Below are 18,507 nucleotides of genomic sequence, written 5' to 3' on the forward strand. Positions count from 1 at the left end.
ATGGCCTCTTCGCGAGCAAGCTTTGCTCCTACAGGGGTTGGTTCGTGCCTTATGGCCGGTACATCAGATAGGCCTCACCGGTGACCCGAATCATCGGATGCGGTGTGATCTGGCAGGTATCGACAATCCGAAACCCATGCCGCTCATAAAACCGCCGGGCGCCGGTGTTCACCGCGTAATCGATCAAACTCAAGCCGTTGAGCCCCAATTGATTGGCGCGGTCGTAAGCGTAAGCGAGGAATTGTTGGCCCAAGCCCTGATTGCGCCAGCCTTCGTGCAGCGCCAGGCTCGAAATGTAGAGGGTGTCGGGGATTTCCATCGTGGCGTACGGCGCCAGGACGGGATCGGTAACCGGCGCGGCCAGCGGATCGTGACGCATCACGTAGCTGTGCAACATGCCGACAACCTCGCCCCCGGCCTCTGCGATCAGGCAGTTCTGGTAAGAGAAATCGACGTCGTCACGGGCATAGCGACTGGCGCCGACGTCCAGCAGATCCTGGCCGGGCCGGGCCAGTTGGCTCCAGATGTAATCCGCCGCGCCTTCCGATGAAATCTGAAACAGACGAGCAATCTCCCGCGCATCCGCGCGCAGGGCCGAACGAAATTCAACGGGCATTATTTTCTCCGACAGGATGGCGAGCTCAGGCGGCAAAGAGGGACGCGGAGCGTCCCGGGCGGCATTCCCACGCAGAGCGTGGGAACGATCAGCGGACGACGCCTTCTTCGATCAACAGTTTGAGGATGGCTTCTGCGCCGGCTTGCGCCGTCACGCCTTTAAGCACTTGCCCACCGCCACCGCTGGCCTTGGCCGTCGCGGCTTTCATGCGGTCGGCGCCGCTTTTGGCCTTGATCACTTTCAGGCGTTTAGGCCGTGGCTTGGCCGGTTGCAAAGTGGCGACCGCCAGCAGTTCATCGTCGATGACTTCGACTTGATCCGCCTGCAACACCCCACGCCGAGCCGGGCCGTAGGCGCTTTGCCGAGGCTTCGGCGCGGCGTTATCCACAGTCGCCAGGAACGGCAACCGCACTTTCAAACGACGACGCTGGCCCCGGGGCAAGGCTTGCAGGACCAAGGCCGAATTGCCGTCGATGGATTCCACCTGAGCCAACCCCACCACCAGCGGCCAGCCGAGGCTTTCGGCCAACAGGAACGGCAACATGCCCGAACCTTCACCGGTTTCCGCCTGGCTGCCTGTCAGCACCACTTGTGCCCCGGCATCACGCAAATAAGCGGTCAACGCGGGCAGCGCATCGGCGCCCGACGGTTGTTCCAGCACGTGCAGTTGTTCGAGTCCCATGCCCAGATAGGCGCGCAACGCCGGTTCTGCAACATCGCCGGCATGCAGCACTTGCAGGTTATCCCCAGCCAGTTGCAGACCCAGCTCCACGGCGCGCGCGTCCTGCTCGGCGCGGCGGGGCCGGCCAGAGGTCGGGTGGGCGCCGATGGACACCAGGCTGATGACTTTTGTACTCATGACCCTTTCCTTCCCTTAAGCCGCATCGCGCTTGGCGTCGTTGCGATAAGCCGCTATCGCATCGATCAAGGCTTGAAGAATCTCGGCGCTCTCACCGATCACCGACAGGTCGGCCCGTTTGATCATGTCGCAGCCCGGGTCGAGGTTGATTGCCACCACCTTGTCGCAGGCACCGATGCCTTGCAGGTGCTGGATCGCCCCGGAAATCCCCACGGCCACGTAGACCCGCGCGGTGACCCAGGTGCCGGACGCGCCGACCTGACGGTCGCGGGCCATGAACCCATCGTCCACCGCCACCCGCGACGCGCCTTCGGTCGCGCCCAAGGCTTCGGCGGTCCTGTGGAAAAGTCCCCAGTCCTTGACCCCGTTGCCGCCAGAGAAGATGAACTCGGCTTCGGCCATGGGGATCGCCGCCGGATCCACCGCCACCGCGCCCAAGTCCTCAATGCGCGACAAACTGCGCACCACGGCTGTGGATAACTCCACCGGCAGGGCTTCGTGACGGGTTTCACTGACCGGTTCGGCGCACTCGACGGCGGCTAGAATCAGTCGAGCAACTGGCCGGGCAAGGTCTTGCAGGCCCGCACCGGCGCGGCCAATGCATTCCTGATCCTTGACCTGCCAGACCCGCGTGGCCGGGCGTTCGCCCAGAGCCGCGGCAAAGCGTCGACCGAGTTCGCCGCCGCCACTGCGACTGTCTGGCAGCAACCAGTGACGGGGGCTGAACTGGTTATCCACAGCCCGCAGGCCCTGGACCCGTTGTTCCGGTGCATAACCGCTGAACTCGTCGCCATCCAGCACCAGCAAGCGATCGACGCCCGCAGTGGCGAAGGCGTTTTCCTTGTGTTCGCCGAAGACCACGGCCAACACCGCGCCATCCTTGCCGGCCAGTTGATGGGCGAGGCCGAGCAAATCGCGGTCGTGGCTGCTCAAACGGCCACCGACCATGTCCGGAACGACGCTGATGTAGAACGCCGGGGCCGGCACTTGATGCAGCGGCAATTGCACTTCAACGGCGGCCGAACGTTTAGTCGCCCCGCCCTGCTGCGCACCACTGCGGTCGATGCGCTTGATGCCGTTCGGCCCGATAAAACCGATGCCATGCAGGTTCTTGCGGATGACGCCGTTGGGCCCCATCCAGCTGTGTTGCGCCGGTTGCATCGCCGCGTGCAGCGGGTGCAGGCGGTTACGGGCAATCCATTCGGCGCGGGGGTCGCGGCGGATAATGTCGCTCATCAGTGGGCCTCCGCAGGTTCACGTTTGGCCGGGGTGTTCGGCTTGCTCGGCGCGGCATCTTCGAGCAATGCATCCGCCACCAGTTCGGCGATGTCCTTGATCAGCGGACGCGGTTCGACCACGCCTTCGAGCATCGCCGTGCATTGCGGGCAACCCACGGCTACCAGTTCGGCACCGGTTTCGCGGATGTCGTCCATGCGCATGTCGGGAATCCGTTGCTTGCCCGGAATGTCAGTGATCGGCGCCCCGCCACCGCCGCCGCAGCAGCGCGAGCGGAAACCGGAGCGTTGCATTTCCTTCACTTCGATACCGAGGGCGCGCAGCACTTCGCGCGGCGCCTCGTATTCGCCGTTGTAGCGACCGAGGTAGCACGGGTCGTGATAGGTCACGCTGCTGCCTTTGTGCTGGCCGAGGTTCAGGGCGCCAGCGCCAATGATTTCGGCCATGTAGGTGCTGTGGTGCTGCACCAGGTAGTTGCCGTCGAAGGCGCCGTATTCGTTTTTCAGCACGTGGAAGCTGTGCGGATCGCAGGTGACGATGCGGTTGAAGTTGTACTTCGCCAGGGTCTGGATATTGCGTTTAGCCAACAACTGGAACGTCGCTTCGTCGCCCAGACGGCGGGCCACGTCACCGCTGTCGCGCTCTTCAAGCCCGAGCACTGCGAAGTCGACCTTGGCCGCTTTCAGCACTTTGACGAACGCGCGCAAGGTGCGCTGGTTGCGCATGTCGAAGGCACCGTCGCCAACCCAGAACAACACGTCAACGGACTTCTTCTCGCTCATTAAATTCAGGTTCAAATCCGCCGCCCAGTTCATCCGCCCGCCCGGCGCGAAGCCGCCCGGGTTGTCGGTGGCGATCAGGTTTTCCAGGACTTCGGCGCCCTTGTTTGGCGTGGCGCCAAGTTCCAGGGTCAGATGGCGGCGCATGTCGACGATGGCATCGACGTGCTCGATCATCATCGGGCATTCCTCGACGCAGGCGCGGCACGTGGTGCAGGACCACAGGGTTTCGGCGTCGACCAGACCGTTGACGATGGGTTGATGTGGATTGCCGGCGTGTTCGCCAACCGCTTTGCCTGGATAGGGGCTACCGGCGAACTTAGCGTCAGTACCGCCAGCGAGGCCAACCACCATGTCTTGAATCAGTTTTTTCGGGTTCAGCGGCTGGCCGGCAGCGAAGGCCGGGCACGCCGCTTCGCACTTACCGCACTGCACGCAGGCGTCGAAGCCGAGCAGTTGGTTCCAGGTGAAATCCTTGGGTTTTTCCACGCCCAGCGGCGCGGTCGGGTCGTTCAGGTCCAGGGGTTTCAAACCGGTGGACCGGCCACCGCCGAAGCGTTCGGCGCGACGGTGCCAGGCCAGGTGCAGGGCACCGGCGAAGGCGTGCTTCATCGGGCCGCCCCAGGTCATGCCGAAGAACAGTTCGCTAACGCCCCACAGGACACCGACGCCGAGGACCGCAGCTACCACCCATCCACCGAAGTTTTCCGGGAGGATGCCAGCGACCGGCAGGGTCAACAGGAAGAAACTCGCCGAGAACGCCAGCAGGCTTTTCGGCAACCGCATCCACGGCCCTTTGGACAGACGCGCCGGTGGGTTGCGACGCCGCAGGAACATGAAAATCGCCCCGCCAAACATCACCGCCGAAGCGATCAACAGGGCGAAACCGAGAATGCGACTGTGCAGGCCGAAACCGTGGACCAGGATCGCCAGCACAATCGACGCCACCGCCCCACCGGCCGTGGCCACGTGGGTGTTGGCGATGTATTTGTCCCGCGCGACGACGTGGTGCAAATCGACCATGTAACGCTTGGGCATGGCGAGCAGGCCGCCGATCAGGTCGACCTTCGAGGCCCGGCCCCGGCGCCACATATTCATCCGCCGCAACGCGCCGAGGACAGCCAGGCCCAGGGCAGCGAACAGCAGGATTGGAAGAAGGGTGTTCAACATCAGAGTCACCTCTAGCGAGGTGCAAGCTACAAGCTACAAGCTGCAAGAAAGACCAGCGGCGAGGCTGAGCTTTTACTTGCGACTTGCAGCTTACGGCTTGCAGCTGCGCCGTCAAAAATCCTTACAGAGCCGGAGTGCGTCATAAATGGCGGCGTGTGTGTTGCGCTGGGCCACGCAGTCGCCGATGCGGAACAGCAAGTAGCCGTCACCCGCCTGGCTCAGCGATGGCTGCGGCTTGATCGCGAACAAGGCTTCGATGTCCATCTGGCCCTTGTTGCGCGACGCGTCCTTCAGCGCGTAATAGATTTCTTCGTCCGGACGCACGCCGTTTTCGACGACGACCTGGTCCACCACCCGCTCCTCTTTGGCGCCGGTGTATTCGTTCTCCAGCACCGCCACCAGCTTGTCGCCTTCGCGGTAGACCTTCTCCAGCATCATGTCGCCGGTCATGATCACTTCTTTCGGGTACATGCTGCGGTAGTAGGTCGGGAACGACGTACCGCCAATCGCCACGCCCGGCTTGATGTCGTCAGTGACGATCTCGACCTGGCTGCCCTTGTCGGCGAGGAAGTCTGCGGTGGACATCCCGGTGAACTCGCAAATGGTGTCGTAGACCAGCACGTTTTTGCCAGGCGCGACCTTGCCGTCGAGGATGTCCCAGCTACTGACCACCAGGCCTTCCGCCGCGCCCCAGTGTTCGTTCTGTTCCAGGAATGGATGTCCGCCGACGGCGAGCACCACCACGTCCGGACGCAGGTCGAGAATGGTCGCCGCATCCGCCGCCACGCCCAGGCGCAGGTCGACTTTCAGACGCGCCAGCTCCAGTTGGAACCAGCGGGTGATCCCGGCAATCTGGTCCCGTTGCGGGGCTTTCGAGGCGGTGGTGATTTGCCCGCCGATGAATTCTTTCTTTTCGAACAGGGTCACGTCGTGGCCCCGTTCGGCGGAGACGCGCGCCGCTTCCATCCCCGCAGGGCCGGCACCGACCACCACGACTTTGCGCTTCACACCGGTCGATTTCTCGATGATGTGCGGCACGCCCATGTATTCACGGGAGGTCGCGGCGTTCTGGATGCACAAAACGTCCAGGCCCTGGTACTGACGGTCGATGCAGTAGTTGGCACCGACGCATTGTTTGATCTGGTCCACCTGGCCCATTTTGATCTTGGCGATCAGGTGCGGGTCGGCGATGTGGGCGCGGGTCATGCCGACCATGTCGACGTAGCCGCCTTCCAGAATACGGGTGGCCTGGTTCGGGTCCTTGATGTTCTGCGCGTGCAGGACCGGGGCCTTGACCACTTCCTTGATACCGGCGGCCAAGTGCAGAAATGGCTCCGGTGGATAACTCATGTTGGGGATAACGTTGGCCAGGGTGTTGTGGGTGTCGCAACCCGAGCCGACCACGCCGATGAAGTCGATCATGCCGGTGTCGTCGTAGTACTTGGCGATCTGCTTCATGTCTTCGTGGGACAAGCCGTCCGGGTGGAATTCATCACCGCACAGACGGATGCCAACACAGAAATCCGGCCCGACTTCAGCGCGCACAGCCTTCAACACTTCCAGGCCGAAACGCATGCGGTTTTCGAAGCTGCCGCCCCATTCGTCGGTGCGTTTGTTGACGCGAGGGCTCCAGAACTGGTCGATCATGTGCTGGTGCACAGCCGACAGTTCTACGCCGTCGAGGCCACCGGCCTTCGCACGGCCAGCCGCCGTGGCGTAGTTGCCGATCACCCGCCAGATTTCTTCCGGTTCGATGGTTTTGCAGGTCGCACGGTGCACCGGTTCCCGGATGCCCGACGGCGACAGCAACGTTGGCCAGTGCTCGCCGTCCCAACGGGAGCGACGGCCCATGTGGGTAATCTGGATCATGATCTTGGCGCCATGCTTGTGCATGGCATCGGCCAGGTTCTGGAAGTGCGGAATGATCCGGTCGTCGGCCAGGTTGACCGATTTCCACCAGCCTTGCGGGCTGTCGATGGCCACACTGGAAGAACCGCCGCAAATCGCCAGGCCGATCCCGCCCTTGGCTTTCTCTTCGTAATACTTGACGTACCGGTCGGTGGTCATGCCGCCGTCGGTGGCATACACCTCGGCGTGCGCGGTGCTGAGCACGCGGTTGCGGATGGTCAGTTTGCCGATCTGGATCGGCTGGAACATTGCTTCGAAAGCCATGGCGGGTTCCTCGACTTACAACGGCTTGACGGTGAACAAACCGTCGTCGTGGCCTTCTTCGGAGCCACCGTAGACTTGCTCGGCAACCGTACGGATCTTGCTGCCGCGCGCCTCAAGAATCTGGTCCATGGCGCCGGCAAACCAACCGGTGAACATGTAGTCGACTTTGCGCCCGACCTTGCCGTAGACGTAGACGAATGCCGAGTGTTCGAGCTTGACGCTCGCGGTGCCTTTGTCGAGGTCGATGTCCTGGATCTTGAACAGGCCCCAGCCGCGCTGCGACAGGCGCTTCATGTAGTGCTCGAACACCGCGACGCCTTCCAGGCCGTGGCATTCAGCTTCTTTCTCACACCAGTGCCAGGCGGATTTGTAGCCAGCCTTGTAGAGGATTTCGGCGTAGGCTTCGGCGCCCAGCACTTCCTCGATGCCCATATGGTTATTCACAAAGAAGTGACGTGGCACGTACAGCATCGGCAGGGCGTCGGAGGTCCAGACACCGGTTTCGCTGTCGACTTCGATTGGCAATTGCGGGGCGATCTTGGCCATGGAAACTTAACTCCAGAAAAATTGGGGTGTTGCCCCCGGCGCGGACGGCCGGGGGAAAGGATTCAGAACGCGGTGGCTTATTCGCCCCAGACGTCTTTCAAGACGTTGACCCAGTTCTCGCCCATGATCTTGCGCACGACTCGCTCGGAGTGGCCGCGCTTGAGCAGGGTTTCGGTCAGGTTCGGGAACTCGCCGACGGTGCGGATGCCCAGCGGGTTGATGATCTTGCCGAAGCTGGTCAGACGGCGGGCGTAGCCCTTGTCATGGGTCAGGTATTCGAAGAAGTCCTGGCCATGGCCCTGGGTGAAGTCGGTGCCAATGCCGATGGCGTCTTCGCCGACGATGTTCATGGTGTATTCGATGGCTTCGGCGTAGTCGTCGATGGTCGAATCGATGCCCTTGGCCAGAAACGGCGCGAACATGGTCACGCCGACGAAACCGCCGTGGTCGGCGATGAACTTCAGTTCTTCATCGGATTTGTTGCGCGGGTGGATTTTCAGACCCGACGGCAGGCAGTGGGAGTAGCAGACCGGCTTCTTGGATTCGAGAATGACTTCTTCGGAGGTCTTGGAGCCGACGTGGGACAGGTCACACATAACGCCGACGCGGTTCATCTCGGCGACGATTTCACGACCGAAACCCGACAGGCCGCCATCGCGTTCGTAGCAACCGGTGCCCACCAGGTTCTGGGTGTTGTAGCACATCTGCACGATACCGACGCCCAGCTGCTTGAACACCTCGACATAGCTGATCTGGTCTTCAAACGCGTGAGCATTCTGGAAGCCGAAGAGGATGCCGGTCTTGCCCTGCTCCTTGGCCTTGCGGATATCGGCGGTGGTGCGCACTGGAATCACCAGGTCGCTGTTCTCGCGGATCAGCTTCTGGCTGGCGGCGATATTGTTGACGGTGGCCTGGAAGCCCTCCCACACCGACACGGTGCAGTTGGCCGCAGTCAGACCGCCCTTGCGCATGTCTTCAAACAGCTCGCGGTTCCACTTGGCGATAATCAGCCCGTCGATAACGATGCTGTCGGCGTGCAATTCGGCTGGGCTCATCAGGCTGTCCCCTATTAGCGATTCGTGCGCCGAATCGTGTGCCGGCGCTTTGGGGCCAGCATATGCCTGAGGACCGGGGCAGCCGGGTGCAAAAACGACAGAGGGTTTGCCGAAAGCGTCAATCTGCGACAAAGGGTCGTCGCCGGGCATGATCGCGTAGCTGTTCAAGGGCCTGCGCATGGGCCAGAATTCGCGGCATTACTGGAAATGCACTGAAAAAGGGGCGACGACGCAATGAAAACGATGTTCCTGGCTTTGGCACTCATAGCGACCGGCGTACAGGCGGCGGAAGAGTCCGACAACAACCCCTGCGATTCAGTCGAAAACGACGTCCAGACCCTGGAATGCTCGGCCTACAGCAGAACCACCGCCGAAGATCTGCTCAAGGAAAACTACCAGGGGCTGAACACGCGTTTGCAGTCGGTCTACGGCAAGAACAAGGCGCAATTGAGCGACATCACTGAAAAGCTCAAGGTCGCCCAGCAGCAATGGCTGAAGAGCCGGGATGCCGATTGCGCCGTGGAAGCGTTTCCGGCGACGAGCGGCAGCAAGGCCTTCACCATTGCGCAGAATGATTGCGTGGCGCGGATGAGTGATGAGCGGTCGGAGTTTTTGGAGTCGATTTCGCAGGAGTGATCTTGAATTTCCGTCGGAAGCTGGCACCGGCGTCGGCTTTCGATCCTGAAGAGATGATGTTTCCTACAAACCTCGCTGACTAAACCTACAGCACTCCCAGTACCTCGCAGCAGACCCTATTGGCCGGGCAACATCCCGACATGCTTCGTTAATTGGCTGAGAGAGAATTATAAGTAAAGATTGTGAAATCTTATAAAAGACTTATATTCTCTCATGAACAGTATTCACTGGACTCGAAAGGCCGTTAAGCAGCTTCTGAAATTGCATTCCGTTCACCAGATCCAGGTCCGTGATGCCGTCGCGGTGCTGACTGACATGCCTGACATCAGCAATGTCAAAGCACTGGTCGGTCATGACTATGCCTATCGACTTCGAGTGGGTAATTATCGAGTCATGTTCGACTGGGATGGCGCAATCAAAGTGGTCAGTATTCAAGAGGTCAAAAAACGCGATGAACGCACCTACTGACGTTCAAATCATCAACGACGCGGAGGGCAATCCTGCTTTCGTGGTCATTCCCTACGCGCAATATGTGGCGCAGAAGATTGAGCCCGATCTGATTCCCCACGAAGTCGTCAGCCGCATTGTCGATGGCTCGACGCCGATTCGCGCCTGGCGCGAACACCTGAACCTTACTCAGGACGAAGTGGCCAAACGCATGGGTATTTCCCAACCGGCCTTCGCGCAGCAAGAGACGGTTGCGAAACCGCGCAAGGCCACCCGCGAGAAAATTGCCGCGGCGTTTGGCATCACGGCCAATCAACTTGAGTTGTAGGCTGCACACCACCATTTCTGAAAGGGATTGATATGAACATCTGCGGCATCGAAATCAAAGGCAGCGAAGCGATTATCGCCGTGGCCTCCCTCGACGGTCAGGCCTTGAGCCACGTCGCCCTGGCCACCAAGAAAATCGCCCTGGACGATGATGACGAGGCCGCCAACGTCAAGGTCTTCGCCGCTCAGGTCGCATCGTTTGTGCGGGAGAATTCCATAGACCGGATTGCGATCAAGAAGCGCAGCAAGAAGGGTGAGTTTGCCGGGGGGCCGACGACGTTCAAGATCGAGGGGATTTTTCAGCTGTTGGAGAGTTGCGAGGTGACGCTGCTGTCGCCGCAGACGATCAATGCCCAGGCCAAAAAGCACAACTTCGAACTGCCGGGAACGCTGAACAAGTATCAGCATGAGGCGTTTAAAGCGGCGTGTTCGGCCCTGATGAAAAAGTAAAACCCTCCACTGATCGTTCCCACGCAGAGCGTGGGAACAATCATGCCTTGGCGGTACGCCGGTCTTCCCGCGGACACCGCTCAAACCGCGCCCGATAACTGCGGGTGAAATACGACGGCGATTCAAACCCGCACGCAATGCTCACTTCCAGCACGCTCATGTCGGTCTGGCGCAATAACTGCCGCGCCTTTTCCAGCCGGAGCCGCAGGTAGAAATTGCTCGGTGTGTCGTTCAGGTGCAACCGAAACAACCGCTCCAACTGCCGCCGCGTCACTTTGATCGATTCCGCCAATTCCAGCGTACTGAGCGGCGGTTCGCTGTGCTGCTCCATCTCGCCGATCACCTGCACCAGTTTCTTGTTGCTGATGCCATAACGCGTGGCGACTTCCATGCGCTGGTGGTCTTTGCGCGGGCGGATGCGCCCGAGCACGAATTGTTCGCTGACCTGGATCGCCAGTTCCGGGCCGTGGGCCTGGCCGATGAGGTCGAGCATCAGGTCGATGGACGCGGTGCCGCCGGCGGAGGTGATGCGGCGGCGGTCGATCTCGAACAGTTCCTGGGTGACGCTGAGCTGTGGGTAGGATTCCTTGAAGGCGTCGATGGCTTCCCAGTGCAGGGTCAAGCGATGGCCGTCGAGCAAGCCGGCTTCGGCGAGGACGAAGCTGCCGGTGTCGATGGCGCCAAGGGTCACGCCCTCGTTGTCCAGTCGGCGCAGCCAGTGCTCCAGGGCCGGGGTGGCGAATTTCAGCGGTTCGAAACCGGCGACCACCAGCAGCGTCGCACCTTTCTTCAGCGGTTCCAGCGCCGCATCGGCGTTGACCGACATGCCGTTACTGGCCAACACCGCCCCGCCATCAGCACTTAATACATGCCAGCGATACAGCTCGCCACGAAAGCGGTTAGCGACCCGTAGCGGCTCGATGGCCGAGATAAAACCGATGGCCGAGAAACCCGGCATCAGCATGAAGTAGAAATCCTGGGACATGGAGCGCACTCGACTGGCAAGTAACGAGAGGGCGGGGAGCGTGTGGACGTTGATACGCCACTTGGCGATGGCATTCAAGAGCGCAGGTCGCTGCAGTGCAAGAGCTGGTCGCCGTAGTGCGTTTGGCCGGGGGCTTAGCTGCGTAACTTGGCATCACCGGCGCACGAAGATGCCGGGACCCACAATAACGACCTGCCGAGGAACCCACCATGAAACGACTGATCAGCAGCTGTGTTCTTGCACTCAGCGGTACCGCTTTCTTGAGCGCCAGTGTCATGGCCGCCGACCCTGCCTCGTGCCAGAACGTGCGCATGGGTGTAGTGAACTGGACCGATGTGATCGCCACCAGCGCCATGACTCAGGTATTGCTCGATGGCCTCGGCTACAACACCAAACAAACCAGTGCGTCCCAGCAAATCATCTTCGCCGGGATCCGCGACCAGCGCCTGGACCTGTTCCTGGGCTACTGGAACCCGCTGATGACCCAGACCATCACCCCGTTCGTCGCAGCCAATCAGGTCAAGGTGCTTGAGGCCCCAAGCCTGAAAGACGCCCGCGCCACCCTCGCCGTCCCGACCTACCTCGCTGACAAAGGCCTGAAAACCTTCGCCGACATCGCCAAGTTCGAAAAAGAACTGGGCGGCAAGATCTACGGCATCGAACCGGGCTCGGGCGCCAACACCCAGATCAAGGCGATGATCGCCAAGAACCAGTTTGGCCTCGGCAAGTTCCAGTTGGTCGAGTCCAGCGAGGCCGGCATGCTTGCCGCCGTGGACCGCGCCGTGCGCCGCAAGGAAGCCGTGGTGTTCTTCGGCTGGGCGCCGCACCCGATGAACGTCAACGTGCAGATGACTTACCTCACCGGCAGCGAAGATGCTCTGGGCCCGAACGAAGGCATGGCCACGGTCTGGACCGTCACCGCCCCGAAATACGCCGAACAATGCCCGAACGTCAGCCGTTTGCTGAGCAACCTGACCTACACCGCCGAAGACGAGAGCCGGATGATGCAGCCGTTGCTGGATCACAAGGACGCCTTCGAGTCGGCCAAGCAATGGCTCAAAGATCACCCGCAAGACAAGCAACGCTGGCTCGAAGGTGTGACGACTTTCGATGGCAAACCAGCGGCTGAAAACCTGTCATTGACCAGTAAATAAACCCGATTGAACCACCGAATCGCAGCCTGCACGGGCTGCGAACGGAATCATCACGCCTGCCACACCCATAAAGAACAGGAATCGCCTAATGAACCACGACGTCATCATCACCTGCGCACTCACCGGTGCTGGCGACACGACCGCCAGAAGCCCACATGTGCCGGTCACCCCGAAACAAATTGCCGCTGCCGCCGTGGAAGCCGCCAAGGCCGGCGCCACCGTGGTCCACTGCCACGTCCGCGATCCCGAAACCGGCAAGTTCAGCCGTGACGTGGCGCTGTACCGCGAAGTGATGGAGCGCATCCGCGAGGCGGACGTGGACATCATCGTCAACCTCACCGCCGGCATGGGCGGCGACCTGGAAATCGGCGCGGGCGAGAACCCGATGGCGTTCGGCCCGAACACCGACCTGGTCGGCCCGCTGACCCGCCTCGCTCACGTCGAAGAACTGCTGCCGGAAATCTGCACCCTCGACTGCGGCACTCTGAACTTCGGCGATGGCGACACGATTTACGTCTCCACTCCGGCGCAGCTGCGCGCTGGCGCCAAACGCATTCAAGAGCTGGGCGTGAAGGCCGAGCTGGAAATCTTCGACACCGGTCACCTGTGGTTCGCCAAGCAGATGATCAAGGAAGGCTTGCTCGACAACCCGCTGTTCCAGCTGTGCCTGGGCATCCCGTGGGGCGCGCCGGCCGACACCACCACCATGAAAGCCATGGTCGACAACCTGCCGGCCGACGCGGTCTGGGCCGGGTTCGGCATCGGGCGCATGCAAATGCCGATGGCGGCGCAAGCGGTGCTGCTGGGCGGCAACGTACGGGTCGGGCTGGAAGACAACCTGTGGCTGGACAAAGGCGTACTGGCGACCAACGGCCAACTGGTGGAACGCGCCAGCGAAATCCTCAGCCGCCTCGGCGCTCGCGTCCTGACGCCGGCCGAAGGCCGGGCAAAAATGGGCCTGACCAAGCGCGGTTAACCCCCCCATAAACCTTGTAGGAGCGAGGCTTGCCCGCGAAGAGGCCGGTACATCCGGTAGATCTCTTGCGACAGGAATGCCGCCTTCGCGGGCAAGCCTCGCTCCTACAGGGTTCACCGAATTTCTTTAAGGACGACGCCATGAGCTTTATCACCGAAATCAAAACCTTCGCCGCGCTGGGCAGCGGTGTCATCGGCAGCGGCTGGGTCTCCCGCGCCCTCGCCCATGGCCTCGACGTGGTGGCCTGGGACCCGGCGCCCGGTGCCGAAGCGGCGCTGCGTAAACGGGTCGCCAATGCCTGGGGCGCACTGGAGAAACAAGGCCTGGCCCCCGGAGCCTCGCAAGATCGCCTGCGCTTTGTCGCCACCATTGAAGAATGCGTGCGCGACGCGGATTTCATCCAGGAAAGTGCCCCGGAACGTCTGGAGCTGAAACTGGATCTGCACGGCAAAATCAGCGCAGCGGCCAAGCCCAATGCACTGATCGGCTCCAGCACCTCGGGGCTGTTGCCGAGTGAGTTCTACGAGGGTTCGACCCACCCGGAACGCTGCGTGGTCGGGCATCCGTTCAACCCGGTTTACCTGCTGCCATTGGTAGAAGTGGTCGGCGGCAAGAACACCGCGCCAGAAGCGATTCAAGCGGCGATCAAAGTCTACGAATCCCTAGGGATGCGCCCGCTGCATGTACGCAAGGAAGTGCCGGGGTTCATCGCCGATCGCTTGCTCGAAGCGCTGTGGCGCGAGGCGCTGCACCTGGTCAACGACGGCGTGGCGACTACCGGCGAAATCGACGATGCGATCCGCTTTGGCGCGGGTCTGCGCTGGTCGTTCATGGGCACGTTCTTGACCTACACCCTGGCAGGTGGCGATGCGGGCATGCGGCACTTTATGGCGCAATTCGGGCCGGCGTTGCAGTTACCTTGGACCTATCTGCCGGCACCGGAGCTGACCGACAAGTTGATTGATGATGTGGTGGATGGGACCAGTGATCAGTTGGGCAGCCACAGCATTTCAGCGCTGGAACGCTATCGTGATGATTGCTTGCTGGCGGTGCTGGAGGCGGTGAAGACCACCAAAGAGAAGCATGGGATGGCGTTTGCCGACTAAAACTGCGCACTGATCGTTCCCACGCTCTGCGTGGGAATGCAGCCCGGGACGCTCCGCGTCCCAAAGCGTGACGCAGAGCGTCACAAGAGGCATTCCCACGCGGAGCGTGGGAACGATCACAACCCAACCATTTTCGGATGTGACGACATGCCCACCCTCACCACCTACCAAACCAAAATCATCCCCGACTGGGTCGACTACAACGGCCACCTGCGCGACGCCTTCTACCTGCTGATCTTCAGCTACGCCACCGACGCGCTGATGGATCGTCTGGGCATGGACAGCAACAACCGCGAAGCCAGCGGCAACTCGTTGTTCACTCTCGAATTGCACCTCAACTACCTGCACGAAGTGAAGCTCGACGCCGACGTCGAAGTGCACACCCAAATCATCGCCCACGACAGCAAACGCCTGCACCTCTACCACAGCCTGCACCTGGTGGGCGGTGACAAGGAACTGGCCGGCAACGAGCAAATGCTGCTGCACGTCGACCTCGCCGGACCGCGCTCCGCACCGTTCAGCGAAGAGACCCTGGGCAAGCTGCAAGCCATCGTCGCCGAGCAAATCGACCTGCCTGCCCCTGACTACATCGGCCGAGTGATCGCACTACCGCCAAAAAAATAACCAGGAGATCGCCATGAACACCGCCGCCGCTTTTGCCGACTTCCGCACCTACCCGTTGATCAGCGCATTAACCGCCGTGCACACCCTGGCGGACCGCGTCCAAGTGACCTGGGCCGATGGCCGCGTCAGCCCTTTTCATCACCAATGGCTGCGGGACAACTGCCCGTGTGCGCTGTGTGTCTATACCGTGACTCGCGAGCAGGTGCTGGAAATCGTCGATGTCGCGGAAGACCTGACACCCAGTGCCGCGCATCTCGAAGCCGACGGTTGCCTGCGCGTCGACTGGCAAGACGGCCACCTCAGCCGCTTCGATCCGGGCTGGTTGCGGGCCCACGCCTACGACGATGAATCCCGCACCGAGCGACGGGCGGGCAAACCGAAATCCAAATTGTGGACCAGCGATTTGCAGCTGCCGGTGTTCGACTATCAGGCATTAATGAACGACAACGACGCCCTGCTGCAATGGCTGCTGGCGGTGCGGGATATCGGCCTGACCCAGGTCCGTGGCGTGCCCACCGAACCCGGCTCGCTGAAGTTGATCGCCCAGCGCATCTCCTTCATCCGCGAGAGCAATTTCGGCGTGTTGTTCAACGTGCAATCCAAGGCCGACGCCGACAGCAACGCCTACACTGCTTTCAACCTGCCGCTGCACAGCGACCTGCCGACCCGGGAGTTGCAACCGGGGCTGCAATTCCTGCATTGCCTGGTGAATGATGCCGAGGGTGGCGAGAGTATTTTTGTCGACGGTTTTGCCATAGCCGAGGCGTTGCGGGTTGAAAGCCCAGAGTCGTTCCAGGCCTTGTGCGACATTCCCGTGGAGTTCCGCAACAAAGACCGCCACAGCGACTACCGCTGCCTGGCGCCGATCATCGCGCTGGATGCGTTGGGGCAAGTCTCGGAGATCCGCATGGCGAACTTCCTGCGCGGGCCGTTTGATGCATCGATCGAGGACATGCCCAAGCTCTATCGGGCGTATCGGCGGTTTATTGCCATGACCCGAGAGGCGCGGTTTCGCCTGATGCAGCGGCTCAATCCCGGCGAATTGTGGTGTTTCGACAACCGCCGCACCCTCCACGCCCGCAACGCCTTCGACCCCGCCACCGGCGCCCGGCATTTCCAGGGGTGTTATGTGGATCGGGATGAGTTGTTGTCGCGGATTTTGGTGTTGCAACGGTAGAACGCGTCATCGTTCTTCGCGGGCAAGCCTTGCTCCGACAGGGGATCGCATACCCCCTGTAGGAGCGAGGCTTGCCCGCGAAGACGTCAGCCCAAACAACACATCCCCACCTGATTCCCCAGACAAAAAAAAGCCCCGATCAAGCCGTGACAGGATCGGGGCACAAGGTACTGTTGAGGAGCCGTTGCGCGAGGGTGACCAAACCATCGTGAAGCCAGCTGAATCCAGTGTGCCTACTCCCCTCCCTGGCAAGTTAGCCGAAAACGACCTGTTCATAGGTATCGCGGCCATTGCGACAAATCGTCCTTGCCGACGCCCCGCCCCCCTACCAGAATCGAGCCACGACACCGTTCCCTGAAGAAGGATTGCGTCATGATGTACGCCGATTTGATTGACCAGGAAGACCTGTTGGGCCAGCTGAAATCGTTGGGCTTTCCAGTACCGAGCGGTGCCACCGCCGAACAGGCTTGCGAGTGTGCGGTGCGGGGTTTGAACGATGAGCGGGCCATCGTGCTGCGCACCATGGTCAAGCAGATGTACACCAGCAGCGCGACCATCCTGCCGGCGGTGCGCCAGGCGATCGACAAGCAATTGTTGCCGGCGTTGGCGGAGTATCAGCAGAAGTCCTAGCGCCCGATTGTCAGCACTGAGCGGCCTTTTGTGGCGAGGGAGCTTGCTCCCGCTCGACCGCGAAGCGGTCGCAAAAACAGCGAATGCGGTTTGTCAGAAAGACCGCATTCGCCGGTTTTGGGACTGCTGCGCAGCCCAGCGGGAGCAAGCTCCCTCGCCACAGTAGCCCGCGCGGTCTAGAGCCTAACGCTGGCGAAGGTTGACTCATTGCGCGCCTGACTCAACGCCGACAACGGCCCGGACAACGGCGACAGCACCAGCGCTTGCGGCAGCGGCATCATCGCCACCTGTTGCGTGGTGTTGGACCCTACGCGCTCGTCACGCGGCGGAATGCCGAAGTATTCGCGGTAGCACTTGGAGAAGTGCGGCGTGGACACGAAACCGCACACCGACGCCACTTCGATGATCGACATCGGCGTTTGCTTGAGCAACTGCCGGGCGCGGATCAGGCGCAGCTTGAGGTAGTAGCGCGACGGAGAGCAATGCAGGTATTTCTGGAACAGCCGCTCCAGCTGACGTCGGGAAACGGCGACGTACACCGCCAGTTCGTCGAGGTCGATAGGCTCTTCCAGGTTGGCTTCCATCAGCGCAACGATTTCCTGCAACTTCGGCTGGTTGGTGCCGAGCATGTGCTTGAGCGGCACGCGCTGGTGATCCTGCTCGTTGCGGATGCGCTCGTAGACAAACATCTCCGAAATTGCCGCCGACAGTTCACGGCCGTGATCGCGGCTGATCAGGTGCAGCATCATGTCCAGCGGCGCGGTGCCGCCGGAGCTGGTGAAACGGTTGCGGTCGAGGGTAAACAAGCGGGTGCTCATGGCCACGCGCGGAAACGCTTCCTGCATAGCCGCCAGGCATTCCCAGTGCACGCTGCAATCGAAGCCATCCAGCAGACCGGCGCAAGCCAGGGCCCAGCTGCCGGTGCACACCGCGCCGAGGCGCTTGGACTGACGCGCCTGGCTTTGCAGCCAAGACACGTGTTCGCGGGTCACAGTGCGCTGGATGCCGATACCGCCGCAGACAATGATGGTGTCCATGGACGGCGCTTTGTGCATGGAGCAATCGGGGGTGATTTGCAGACCGTCACTGGCCCAGACCTGGCCGCCGTCGACGGTGAGGGTGGTCCAGCGATACAGCTCGCGGCCGGACAATTGGTTGGCCATGCGCAGGGGTTCTACTGCTGAGGCCAGAGAAATCAGCGTGAAATTGTCCAGCAGCAGAAAGCCGATGGATTGAGGCGCACGGTTCTGGGGTTGAGCCCCCGAGTTGAACGTCGTCATCGCGGTATCTCCTCACACAAAGCGGGTGATGGCCTCAGGCGGAGGCTCTTGTTATTGCCATCGTTCTCGCGTGGGAGACGGGCTTTGTAATGACAGAGCAAATGCCATGCCTAAAATTGAATGCGCGTTCAATAACTCCTGAAAACGACGTCGCGGCGTGTCTATATAAGCCGTGCGCAGAGTGGGGGTTATAAGTGCCATCAAGGCGGCCAAATGCGCAGTATTGCGGGGTGTGAGCAAATCGGTAGCACTTGTGGGAACAGGGGCTGCGAGGTGCTGGAG

General features: G+C 61.3%; 19 protein-coding genes. 10 read left to right on the forward strand and 9 right to left on the reverse strand.

Annotated elements, in window-relative coordinates:
• Positions 1–49: 49 nt before the first annotated feature.
• The 7 genes from ACY4LX_RS31150 to ACY4LX_RS31180 all read right to left on the reverse strand — a co-directional run bounded on the left by ACY4LX_RS31150 (position 50) and on the right by ACY4LX_RS31180 (position 8,433).
• Positions 50–616 carry an N-acetyltransferase family protein gene (locus tag ACY4LX_RS31150; RefSeq protein ID WP_463258695.1) on the reverse strand — a complete coding sequence of 189 codons (567 nt, stop codon included), beginning with the start codon at positions 614–616 and terminating at the stop codon, positions 50–52.
• Between the two features lie 88 nt (positions 617–704).
• Positions 705–1,475 carry an electron transfer flavoprotein subunit beta gene (gene etfB, locus ACY4LX_RS31155; protein WP_149659640.1) on the reverse strand — a complete coding sequence of 257 codons (771 nt, stop codon included), beginning with the start codon at positions 1,473–1,475 and terminating at the stop codon, positions 705–707.
• Between the two features lie 15 nt (positions 1,476–1,490).
• Complete coding sequence (gene etfA / locus ACY4LX_RS31160) at positions 1,491–2,711, reverse strand: electron transfer flavoprotein subunit alpha (RefSeq protein ID WP_463258696.1); 1,221 nt, start codon at positions 2,709–2,711, stop codon at positions 1,491–1,493.
• Positions 2,711–4,660: a dimethylglycine demethylation protein DgcB gene (dgcB, locus tag ACY4LX_RS31165; RefSeq protein ID WP_463258697.1), complete on the reverse strand. Its 1,950-nt coding sequence runs from the start codon at positions 4,658–4,660 to the stop codon at positions 2,711–2,713. The genes etfA and dgcB overlap by 1 nt, the downstream gene beginning before the upstream one ends.
• Before the next feature lie 111 nt (positions 4,661–4,771).
• A complete protein-coding gene (gene dgcA / locus ACY4LX_RS31170; protein WP_463258698.1) occupies positions 4,772–6,832 on the reverse strand; it encodes a dimethylglycine demethylation protein DgcA in 2,061 nt (686 codons plus the stop codon).
• A gap of 15 nt (positions 6,833–6,847) precedes the next feature.
• On the reverse strand, positions 6,848–7,378 hold the full coding sequence (locus ACY4LX_RS31175; protein ID WP_008083165.1) for a DUF5943 domain-containing protein: 531 nt from the start codon (positions 7,376–7,378) through the stop codon (positions 6,848–6,850).
• Between the two features lie 77 nt (positions 7,379–7,455).
• The gene (locus tag ACY4LX_RS31180; RefSeq protein WP_463258699.1) at positions 7,456–8,433 is read right to left on the reverse strand and encodes a dipeptidase; all 978 of its coding nucleotides are present in this window, start codon (positions 8,431–8,433) and stop codon (positions 7,456–7,458) included.
• Between the two features lie 234 nt (positions 8,434–8,667).
• Between ACY4LX_RS31180 and ACY4LX_RS31185 the strand changes: the two genes are divergently transcribed.
• The 4 genes from ACY4LX_RS31185 to ACY4LX_RS31200 all read left to right on the forward strand — a co-directional run bounded on the left by ACY4LX_RS31185 (position 8,668) and on the right by ACY4LX_RS31200 (position 10,293).
• Entirely contained in the window at positions 8,668–9,069 is a 402-nt protein-coding gene (locus ACY4LX_RS31185) for a lysozyme inhibitor LprI family protein (protein ID WP_149659645.1), read from the forward strand.
• A 213-nt stretch (positions 9,070–9,282) separates the two neighbouring features.
• The gene (locus ACY4LX_RS31190; RefSeq protein WP_149659646.1) at positions 9,283–9,537 is read left to right on the forward strand and encodes a type II toxin-antitoxin system RelE family toxin; all 255 of its coding nucleotides are present in this window, start codon (positions 9,283–9,285) and stop codon (positions 9,535–9,537) included.
• Complete coding sequence (locus tag ACY4LX_RS31195; RefSeq protein WP_149659647.1) at positions 9,521–9,844, forward strand: helix-turn-helix domain-containing protein; 324 nt, start codon at positions 9,521–9,523, stop codon at positions 9,842–9,844. Before ACY4LX_RS31190 ends, ACY4LX_RS31195 begins: the two co-directional genes overlap by 17 nt.
• Positions 9,845–9,876: 32 nt before the next feature.
• Positions 9,877–10,293 (forward strand): DUF3010 family protein, encoded by a 417-nt coding sequence (locus ACY4LX_RS31200; protein WP_463258700.1) that lies wholly within the window; start codon positions 9,877–9,879, stop codon positions 10,291–10,293.
• Between the two features lie 40 nt (positions 10,294–10,333).
• On the opposite strand, the gene ACY4LX_RS31205 is transcribed toward ACY4LX_RS31200, so the two are convergent.
• The gene (locus tag ACY4LX_RS31205; protein ID WP_169372742.1) at positions 10,334–11,278 is read right to left on the reverse strand and encodes a GlxA family transcriptional regulator; all 945 of its coding nucleotides are present in this window, start codon (positions 11,276–11,278) and stop codon (positions 10,334–10,336) included.
• Positions 11,279–11,487: 209 nt separating this feature from the next.
• Here ACY4LX_RS31205 and choX point away from each other — a divergent pair, with 209 nt between their 5' ends.
• The 6 genes from choX (at position 11,488) to ACY4LX_RS31235 (ending at position 16,945) form a co-directional block, all read left to right on the forward strand.
• Positions 11,488–12,432 (forward strand): choline ABC transporter substrate-binding protein, encoded by a 945-nt coding sequence (choX, locus tag ACY4LX_RS31210; protein ID WP_463258701.1) that lies wholly within the window; start codon positions 11,488–11,490, stop codon positions 12,430–12,432.
• 88 nt (positions 12,433–12,520) lie between these two features.
• The gene (gene cdhC, locus ACY4LX_RS31215) at positions 12,521–13,408 is read left to right on the forward strand and encodes a 3-dehydrocarnitine:acetyl-CoA trimethylamine transferase CdhC (RefSeq protein WP_149659651.1); all 888 of its coding nucleotides are present in this window, start codon (positions 12,521–12,523) and stop codon (positions 13,406–13,408) included.
• Positions 13,409–13,548: 140 nt separating this feature from the next.
• A complete protein-coding gene (locus tag ACY4LX_RS31220; RefSeq protein WP_463258702.1) occupies positions 13,549–14,514 on the forward strand; it encodes an L-carnitine dehydrogenase in 966 nt (321 codons plus the stop codon).
• Positions 14,515–14,661: 147 nt separating this feature from the next.
• Positions 14,662–15,138, forward strand: coding sequence for a thioesterase family protein (locus ACY4LX_RS31225; protein ID WP_463258703.1), 477 nt, complete (start codon positions 14,662–14,664; stop codon positions 15,136–15,138).
• Positions 15,139–15,151: 13 nt separating this feature from the next.
• A complete protein-coding gene (locus ACY4LX_RS31230; protein WP_463258704.1) occupies positions 15,152–16,315 on the forward strand; it encodes a gamma-butyrobetaine dioxygenase in 1,164 nt (387 codons plus the stop codon).
• 372 nt (positions 16,316–16,687) lie between these two features.
• Positions 16,688–16,945, forward strand: a complete 258-nt coding sequence (locus tag ACY4LX_RS31235) for a hypothetical protein (RefSeq protein WP_463258705.1) — start codon at positions 16,688–16,690, stop codon at positions 16,943–16,945.
• A gap of 176 nt (positions 16,946–17,121) precedes the next feature.
• Here ACY4LX_RS31235 and gbdR read toward each other — a convergent pair whose 3' ends face one another.
• The gene (gene gbdR, locus ACY4LX_RS31240; protein WP_123513212.1) at positions 17,122–18,225 is read right to left on the reverse strand and encodes a choline metabolism transcriptional regulator GbdR; all 1,104 of its coding nucleotides are present in this window, start codon (positions 18,223–18,225) and stop codon (positions 17,122–17,124) included.
• Positions 18,226–18,507: the final 282 nt, after the last annotated feature.

Source organism: Pseudomonas sp. Emmai, from assembly GCF_055179735.1.

What these genes read in the sequence shown, in the direction of transcription:
- ACY4LX_RS31150 (WP_463258695.1), bottom strand. Translation starts at nt 616, where the DNA reads ATGCCCGTTGAATTTCGTTCGGCCCTGCGCGCGGATGCGCGGGAGATT.
- choX (WP_463258701.1), top strand. Translation starts at nt 11,488, where the DNA reads ATGAAACGACTGATCAGCAGCTGTGTTCTTGCACTCAGCGGTACCGCT.
- ACY4LX_RS31190 (WP_149659646.1), top strand. Translation starts at nt 9,283, where the DNA reads ATGAACAGTATTCACTGGACTCGAAAGGCCGTTAAGCAGCTTCTGAAA.
- ACY4LX_RS31180 (WP_463258699.1), bottom strand. Translation starts at nt 8,433, where the DNA reads ATGAGCCCAGCCGAATTGCACGCCGACAGCATCGTTATCGACGGGCTG.
- ACY4LX_RS31230 (WP_463258704.1), top strand. Translation starts at nt 15,152, where the DNA reads ATGAACACCGCCGCCGCTTTTGCCGACTTCCGCACCTACCCGTTGATC.
- ACY4LX_RS31220 (WP_463258702.1), top strand. Translation starts at nt 13,549, where the DNA reads ATGAGCTTTATCACCGAAATCAAAACCTTCGCCGCGCTGGGCAGCGGT.
- ACY4LX_RS31205 (WP_169372742.1), bottom strand. Translation starts at nt 11,278, where the DNA reads ATGTCCCAGGATTTCTACTTCATGCTGATGCCGGGTTTCTCGGCCATC.
- gbdR (WP_123513212.1), bottom strand. Translation starts at nt 18,225, where the DNA reads ATGACGACGTTCAACTCGGGGGCTCAACCCCAGAACCGTGCGCCTCAA.
- ACY4LX_RS31175 (WP_008083165.1), bottom strand. Translation starts at nt 7,378, where the DNA reads ATGGCCAAGATCGCCCCGCAATTGCCAATCGAAGTCGACAGCGAAACC.
- ACY4LX_RS31195 (WP_149659647.1), top strand. Translation starts at nt 9,521, where the DNA reads ATGAACGCACCTACTGACGTTCAAATCATCAACGACGCGGAGGGCAAT.
- dgcA (WP_463258698.1), bottom strand. Translation starts at nt 6,832, where the DNA reads ATGGCTTTCGAAGCAATGTTCCAGCCGATCCAGATCGGCAAACTGACC.
- dgcB (WP_463258697.1), bottom strand. Translation starts at nt 4,660, where the DNA reads ATGTTGAACACCCTTCTTCCAATCCTGCTGTTCGCTGCCCTGGGCCTG.
- ACY4LX_RS31185 (WP_149659645.1), top strand. Translation starts at nt 8,668, where the DNA reads ATGAAAACGATGTTCCTGGCTTTGGCACTCATAGCGACCGGCGTACAG.
- etfB (WP_149659640.1), bottom strand. Translation starts at nt 1,475, where the DNA reads ATGAGTACAAAAGTCATCAGCCTGGTGTCCATCGGCGCCCACCCGACC.
- ACY4LX_RS31225 (WP_463258703.1), top strand. Translation starts at nt 14,662, where the DNA reads ATGCCCACCCTCACCACCTACCAAACCAAAATCATCCCCGACTGGGTC.
- etfA (WP_463258696.1), bottom strand. Translation starts at nt 2,711, where the DNA reads ATGAGCGACATTATCCGCCGCGACCCCCGCGCCGAATGGATTGCCCGT.
- cdhC (WP_149659651.1), top strand. Translation starts at nt 12,521, where the DNA reads ATGAACCACGACGTCATCATCACCTGCGCACTCACCGGTGCTGGCGAC.
- ACY4LX_RS31235 (WP_463258705.1), top strand. Translation starts at nt 16,688, where the DNA reads ATGATGTACGCCGATTTGATTGACCAGGAAGACCTGTTGGGCCAGCTG.
- ACY4LX_RS31200 (WP_463258700.1), top strand. Translation starts at nt 9,877, where the DNA reads ATGAACATCTGCGGCATCGAAATCAAAGGCAGCGAAGCGATTATCGCC.